We start from the raw sequence: 5592 nt of genomic DNA on the forward strand, positions 1-5592 counted from the left end.
ACACAACCCGCTACGGGGGAGACTTACCCGAAATCTGATTTATTCAACAAAGCCTGAATCCATGTGTAGAAAGATGAATGTGTTTTTTTGCCCGTCGTCGTGCGGGCTTTTTTTATTTCATGTAGTCAGGAAAAAGGGGCTACCGGCGAACGGCAACCCCTTCATAAAGGCGCTTCAGGCATGTCGGACCAACACAGCTCTGAAAAGGCGGGGTCTCCCCCGCCTCCAGGTTGCTACTTACCGTTGGATTCGTAAGCCAGGCTTGCCGCGACCTCCCTGTTCCCGTCCTTTAGCCGGACTTCGCATAAGCGGTTACGGGTCAGGCATGTGAATATCAAGAGCGTTAAACACACGATTAATACGCACCAGACCAGGGCGTTTCGCGGTAGCTTCATGGCTTTCTTCTCCCTGTGTAAGTTCACACAGATATTGCAATTGCCTCAGAACACTAAAGGAGGGATTGCCAGATGTTGATGCAGCATATCGGTGTCGGCTATTTTGGGTATTACCGAGCAACTGCTTATGCGATGAAACACTCTCTTATGCCCGAGATTGCGAGGTTAAGAATGAAGGCTCTGAACTTCTGGGATAAGCACGGGATCCGTGCCGCAGCTGATGCTTTTGACGTATCAACGCGAACACTCTACTGGTGGCGCCGGTTACTGCGCACCGGTGGTCCAGAAGCACTAATTCCAAAAAGCAAAGCCCCTCTGGTTCGCCGTTCAAGGCACTGGCATCCTGATGTACTCAAGGAGATCAGGCGTCTGAGAACTGAGTTACCCAATCTCGGCAAAGAGCAGATTTTTGTCAGGCTGAAACCATGGTGTGAAGCGCGGCATTTTACCTGTCCCAGCACGTCAACCATTGGAAGAATCATTGCTGGTGCTCACGATAAAATGCGGATGATCCCCGTACGCCTCAGCGCCAGGGGCAAAGCCCGGTTGATAAAAAAACGCTCAGTGAAGCCCAGAAGACCAAAACAATACCGCCCGGTAAAAACAGGCGAACTCATAGGGATGGACGCGATTGAACTCAGGATGGGGGGCCTACGCCGCTATATCATTACCATGATCGACGAGCACAGCGACTATGCGCTGGCCCTGGCGGTCCCTTCACTCAACAGCGATATTACCAGCCATTTCTTCAGCAAGGCCACAAAGCTCTTTCCTGTCGCTATCAGACAAGTTGTCACTGACAACGGTAAGGAGTTCCTCGGTAACTTTGATAAAACGCTACAGGAAGCCTCGATTAAACACATCTGGACCTATCCGTACACACCGAAAATGAATGCGACCTGTGAGCGATTTAACCGGACACTTAGAGAACAATTTATTGAATTCAATGAATTGTTGCTTTTTGAGGACCTGAATTTGTTTAATCAAAGAATGGCTGAATATCTGGTGCTGTATAACAGCAAAAGGCCACATAAATCACTCGAACTGATGACGCCAGTGGACTATAAATAGCTGCGCCTAATACTGCTACACTTTTGCCTGGCCATGTTTTCCTCCGGGGAATGGGCTGGCGGTTTCCATAAAATGGCGGACCTTTTTGAGTAACTGCCACATGGAGCGGCACTGATGATTACGGGTGATCGTGTCATGAAGCGCCTGCCATAACCGCTCAACGTGATTCACCCACGGTGAGTAAACCGGCTGGTAAATGACCCTGAACTTGGGATTTGCTTTCAGCCAGCGCTGTGTTTCACGGCTTTTATGGATAATGTAGTTATCGACAATGAGCGTGATAGTTTTTGCCCGTCGGTATGTGGCTTTGAGGTGTTTCAGCAGGCTGATGAACAGCACCGAGCTTTTGCTGTTACCTCCAACGTAACTGACTTTTCCTGTGCCGCAGTGTAAGGCTCCGGCAAGATAGTATTTCTCATTCTGACCCGGCGTGACCACTCGCTTTTGCTGCCCGCGAAGCTGCCAGTCTGCGCCGATTTTGGGGTTGAGATGGATATCCACTTCATCCTCATAAAAGACCGGATGTTCTGTGCTGCATTCGTCCAGCGCTTTGTGGATTGCCGCCATCTTTTCATCCTTATGCGGGTCACGGATACGCAGAGTGGGTGCGGCCCTGCGCCATACCAGTCCGGCAGAGGGCAACCAGCGGCGCACCGTCCCGGGATGTAACTGGCACCCGGTTATCTCATTGATTTTTATCGCCAGTAATTCGGTGCTCCAGCGTGAACGCTGATAACCAAAATCGCCGGGAGAATGCTTTATCAGTTCACGCAACAAGGTGCAGATATGCTCAAAAGGCCAGCGGCGGGAGCGTCCTGCGGGTAAGGATTTCAGGCCTTCAATGCCTGACTGCGTAAACCAGTTAATCCAGCGGCCAACGGATGAACGGGCACAACAGAGTGTTCTGGCAACATCGCTGACCCGTTCACCCCGATGAAGCATCAGCATAGCCGTTAGCCTGCGGGCATGATTTTTATCGCGAGTTTTATGGATAGCTTTCTGTATCAGGCGTCGTTCGTCACGGGGTATTGGTGCTATGATCGGCATCGCTCAGTCCGGTTGGTGATTTGTGATGTTTGGCGATTGATCAGATCGCACAATCCGGGCTGAGTTCCCTTTCAGTGATCTACTATTCCGCGCAGCTATTTATTTTACGTGAGAGTAAAAATTGCAATATGTGGTGGACCCATACATCTCCTTGCCTTACGGCAGCTAAGAGGCTACTCTGTTGGTGTCTAGTCAAGCAGATGGCCTCGTGTGGTTGGTTAATGAAAATTAACGTCCTACGGGGCTTTCTTCTTTCTGCCTCACAACATCAAAACACTCAAACATCATGAGGCAAAAAGCCTCAAGCGCCGACACCATTATACCGTGTTTACTCCCATCCTCCCAGGGCTAATAAGCTGGTAAGTTAATAACTTTTAAGATGGTTTCCGCCGTGTTTCTGCCCTGCATCCCGGCATCTGCTGGAGTTCAGTCATGAATTTTCCCCTCAGTCGATATGCTCCGGTTACCACTTCTGCGCCGTCCAGTGTAGCGGTTCTGTGCAGACGCAATGTAGTGCCAGAACAACCCCCTTGTTCGCCGGCTGCGCCCATGTCTGATGTTAACCAAACGACTCAGCTACCAGATTGAAGATTTACGCCCAAATAGAGGTCTACGCCTATGACAAAATTCTCCAGGCAATATCAGATATCAGTAGCGTCATATCCGAAAGAGATTTTTAAAGTCACTTTTCCTGATTGTATTTCTTTCAAAATTTAATGAAGGTAAGGTTATTTAGCCAATTGACGCGCCACTTGAATAAGTTATTATTACTTACAGTCACTCTGAACTATCAGCAATTTTACAGGCTCAACAATGCCTGTAGAAATATCTTTGTATCGGTATTATTTTAAGGAATCAATTATGACACTCACTGCATATTACCAGCTAAGGAATACAAAGGCCGCAGGTCTTGGTTTCGAATTGCTGACCAGTGAACCGGGAGCCTTTATTGTGCTGGAAGAAAGCAGTTATGAGAAACCGTATGAAATTGCCCGCTATGGGCATAATGGGAGTGCAGGCGATCGTTCGAATGCGTTCAGTTGCGCGATGAATAAAGCCCGTAGCCTGCAGAATTACAGTGGAGCAAAGCTGGATTACAACGTTTACGAAGAAACTGCCTGAATCATCCTGTAATAGCTGTGTGTAGTCTTTGCCCGCCGCTGACGGGCTTTTTTATGTGACACCGGACAGGAGCGCTAGGCATCATGACAACGCCCTCTCCTCCTTTGCTTCACTTCCTGTCAGGTTTAAGACGACTATCAAACCGGAACGGTATCTGTTGAGCCTTCTGCACGATCCCGTAAAACTCAGGGTGCTCAGGATTTAACAGATAATTGAACTCTACCGGCGATAAGGCTGAGGGAACACGCAGTGCAACCGAGCTCCTGGTAAATGACCAGGCATCTCCGTAATCAGCCAGTTCCTGAGGCGCATCCTCATCAGCCCAGTAGTCCGGTAATTCATCCATGTTTGCGCTTTGGATCAGTTCATCAGGCACATCGATACTCAGTAGCGTGAAAGAGTCCATTATCTGTGCCGCATGCAGGTGTACCAGCGTCTCCAGCATCGTTAGTGAAGCCGTTTCGGAGACATATACCATTGACACCCCCACGCTATTCCAGCGCCCACCAGCCTCTTTCGCACCATATCCGGTCCAGGCCGTAGAAAGATACTTTGTTTTCGTCAGCCTGTAGAGGATCACGAGTACACCCCATGCTCCAGACGCGTAATCAGCTTAATGACCTCATAGGCTCCAGTTTCGGATGCCATCAGGTCTGCTGGCACTTTCCAGCTCAATGCCCGGTTAGGTTCGTTCAACCACTTCTGTGCGGCTTCCCTGTCGCCTTCAAACAAATCTACCGCCCGATCAATGACGCGGATAATACGTACCAGACGTTCACTTTGTTCCGGGTTAAAACGTGCCTTCACACTGCGGCTAAATGTGGTTGACGGGATACCGGACATTTTTCTCAGGTCATTCTGGGTTATTCTGGCCCAGTCAGTTATCCGGTTCGCCACCTTCCCGTCCAGACCTTCATTTATTTGGCCCAGAAGCGCTACGCCATCAGCATTATTTAACCCGGCAACCTGCCAGAGGCGCTGTGGTCTGGCTGGAGTTGAGGACAAACTAAATGTTTTCATAGCAAACCTCCATTTGGTCTTTTCATTATACCCAAATGGTAACACCAGAGCAAATATCAACCACCAGCAGACGGAAGGCATTTTTCCTGATTGCGATACTCAGAGTGTAGCGATCGGTATCGAGTCCCACCTCGTTGTGTAGGCTGGAGAGAGCATATCTCTCTTCATTGACCACGCCGGTGCGATGCCCCGACCGGCAAACCATACTTTGCCTTTGCCTGAGTTGTTTATCGTATCCAGTACGTTCATGAGCGCGTCACTGTTTGCATACGACCTCCCTTCATCAAATAACGATAGCTGGGTAACTCCGCAGGGACGGAAATCGTTGAGCATGACTCCCGCCTTTGCATAGTTATGTCCGTCTTTCCAGATTTTATCCAGAGCCCGGCCCGCCGCCGCGATAATGTCCCGCGTATCACGTGATGGAATGCAGAGCTGTTCGCTGGAGACTTTGCTGTAATAGGGTTCATGTTTTGAAAAAGTCGAGGTTTTTATGAAAGCTGATACCTGACCGCAGTACTGACGTTCCTGGCGCAATTTTTCCGCAGCACGTTCAGCATATTGGCAAATTGCCTGCCGCATGGATTCATACGTTGTTATACGCTGCCCGAAACATCAAGAAAAAGATTGTGCTCATTAAATGAACAGATTAGGCTTTCTATTGAAATTGATAGAAAAAAGAGGCTGCATAGCCTTTTTTTTCCTCACTTCTCATCCTTTAGGGGGGAATGGATCTTTTCCATGGGAGTCTCTATCTCTGATTTGTCCATTTGGTCGATGAATAACCAGTTCACTTTCCTGATTGCGGGAGATTGAACGAGCCGCATCTATTGCTTCCTGTTGTGTACGATGGGTAGATGTTACCCGTTCATTACCCTCTCCACGGCTTTGTTGAATAAATCGAACTTTTGCTGAGTTGAAGGATCAGATCACGCAT

At 48.9% G+C, this 5592-nt stretch carries 7 protein-coding genes and 1 pseudogene; 2 read left to right on the top strand and 6 right to left on the bottom strand.

Annotation, left to right across the window (positions count from 1 at the left end):
* Positions 1-233 precede the first annotated feature (233 nt).
* Entirely contained in the window at positions 234-395 is a 162-nt protein-coding gene (locus ABLV54_RS12730; RefSeq protein ID WP_004118124.1) for a type I toxin-antitoxin system Hok family toxin, read from the bottom strand.
* A 72-nt stretch (positions 396-467) separates the two neighbouring features.
* On the opposite strand from ABLV54_RS12730, the gene ABLV54_RS12735 reads away from it, so the two are divergent.
* Positions 468-1466 carry an IS481-like element ISKpn28 family transposase gene (locus tag ABLV54_RS12735; RefSeq protein WP_274920435.1) on the top strand — a complete coding sequence of 333 codons (999 nt, stop codon included), beginning with the start codon at positions 468-470 and terminating at the stop codon, positions 1464-1466.
* Between the two features lie 15 nt (positions 1467-1481).
* On the opposite strand, the gene ABLV54_RS12740 is transcribed toward ABLV54_RS12735, so the two are convergent.
* The gene (locus ABLV54_RS12740; protein WP_274920436.1) at positions 1482-2513 is read right to left on the bottom strand and encodes an IS630 family transposase; all 1032 of its coding nucleotides are present in this window, start codon (positions 2511-2513) and stop codon (positions 1482-1484) included.
* Between the two features lie 861 nt (positions 2514-3374).
* Between ABLV54_RS12740 and ABLV54_RS12745 the strand changes: the two genes are divergently transcribed.
* On the top strand, positions 3375-3635 hold the full coding sequence (locus ABLV54_RS12745; RefSeq protein WP_017901409.1) for a hypothetical protein: 261 nt from the start codon (positions 3375-3377) through the stop codon (positions 3633-3635).
* 109 nt (positions 3636-3744) lie between these two features.
* Here ABLV54_RS12745 and ABLV54_RS12750 read toward each other — a convergent pair whose 3' ends face one another.
* The 4 genes and pseudogenes from ABLV54_RS12750 to ABLV54_RS12765 form a co-directional block, all read right to left on the bottom strand.
* Entirely contained in the window at positions 3745-4215 is a 471-nt protein-coding gene (locus ABLV54_RS12750; protein WP_316937369.1) for an RES family NAD+ phosphorylase, read from the bottom strand.
* On the bottom strand, positions 4212-4655 hold the full coding sequence (locus ABLV54_RS12755; RefSeq protein ID WP_032413443.1) for an antitoxin Xre/MbcA/ParS toxin-binding domain-containing protein: 444 nt from the start codon (positions 4653-4655) through the stop codon (positions 4212-4214). Before ABLV54_RS12755 ends, ABLV54_RS12750 begins: the two co-directional genes overlap by 4 nt.
* Positions 4656-4754: 99 nt before the next feature.
* Positions 4755-5267 (bottom strand): annotated as a pseudogene (locus tag ABLV54_RS12760) (DUF4113 domain-containing protein); the annotation flags it as partial.
* Between the two features lie 99 nt (positions 5268-5366).
* The gene (locus ABLV54_RS12765) at positions 5367-5552 is read right to left on the bottom strand and encodes a DUF2188 domain-containing protein (protein WP_071953846.1); all 186 of its coding nucleotides are present in this window, start codon (positions 5550-5552) and stop codon (positions 5367-5369) included.
* Positions 5553-5592 lie beyond the last annotated feature (40 nt).

The sequence above is a fragment of the Klebsiella sp. JB_Kp042 genome, from assembly GCF_040065275.1.
GTDB classification, from domain to species: Bacteria; Pseudomonadota; Gammaproteobacteria; order Enterobacterales; family Enterobacteriaceae; genus Klebsiella; species Klebsiella quasipneumoniae.

Coding starts and splice junctions, on each gene's coding strand:
- ABLV54_RS12730 (WP_004118124.1), bottom strand. CDS start 395: ATGAAGCTACCGCGAAACGCCCTGGTCTGGTGCGTATTAATCGTGTGT.
- ABLV54_RS12735 (WP_274920435.1), top strand. CDS start 468: ATGTTGATGCAGCATATCGGTGTCGGCTATTTTGGGTATTACCGAGCA.
- ABLV54_RS12740 (WP_274920436.1), bottom strand. CDS start 2,513: ATGCCGATCATAGCACCAATACCCCGTGACGAACGACGCCTGATACAG.
- ABLV54_RS12745 (WP_017901409.1), top strand. CDS start 3,375: ATGACACTCACTGCATATTACCAGCTAAGGAATACAAAGGCCGCAGGT.
- ABLV54_RS12755 (WP_032413443.1), bottom strand. CDS start 4,655: ATGAAAACATTTAGTTTGTCCTCAACTCCAGCCAGACCACAGCGCCTC.